This is a genomic window from Thiolapillus sp. (assembly GCF_048562965.1).
In the GTDB taxonomy this organism is placed as follows: domain Bacteria; phylum Pseudomonadota; class Gammaproteobacteria; order Chromatiales; family Chromatiaceae; genus Thiolapillus; species Thiolapillus brandeum_A.
The window spans coordinates 1-632 of record NZ_JBHNMF010001422.1; the positions used below are offsets into that span (position 1 = coordinate 1).

A 632-nucleotide genomic window follows, 5' to 3' on the forward strand; every position below is an offset into this window, starting at 1 on the left:
GTTGTTGCGTAGTGCTTGGTGACCAGGACGGCTGGGGCACCAATAGGTTGTCAAAGGCCGAGTCGATTTTGGGGACTGGGATGTCCCAAAATCTATCACGAGGCCGAAGACACGCTTGGAAGCGCTTGCGGTATTCAGGAATCAGCGCCAGGCGGGATTCCATGATGTCGTTCTCACCGTTACCGGCCACGCCACCCTTTGCGGCTGAAGGTGCCTGCTTTTCAAGGGAGGGCACGGAACCGGCCCAGAAGTTGCGACCGTAGTAGGCACTGTTGATGATTGTCTGGCTGTTGCGCCAGTGAACGGTACCGGGATAACCCCGGGACAAATCTTCCGCCCAGGCCCACCCCTGATCCGGCTCATGACAGGTGGAACAGCCCGTGGAGGCATCACCACCCAGGCGGGGATCGAAGAACAGGATCTTTCCCAGTTCTATCTTGGCCGGCTCGTTCTTGTTGTCCGGCGGAATGGGCGGCGCACCCAGCGGCGCCAATGGTGGCGGTCCAGCCTGCGCAGTCTTCGCAGTCTTCGCAGTCTTCGCAGCCATGGACTTTCCGGATGCTGCAGCATTTCCAGCTTTGGTCTCCTGTGCCTGACAGGCGGTCAATACAGTCGCAACAGCAGCCGCAACG

Annotated in this window: 1 protein-coding gene; it reads right to left on the bottom strand. The window is 59.7% G+C overall.

Features of this window, described 5'->3' with window-relative positions:
* Window positions 1-632 (bottom strand): cytochrome-c peroxidase (locus ACOCD2_RS24715; RefSeq protein WP_419622296.1); only part of this gene is annotated, 632 nt, incomplete at both ends.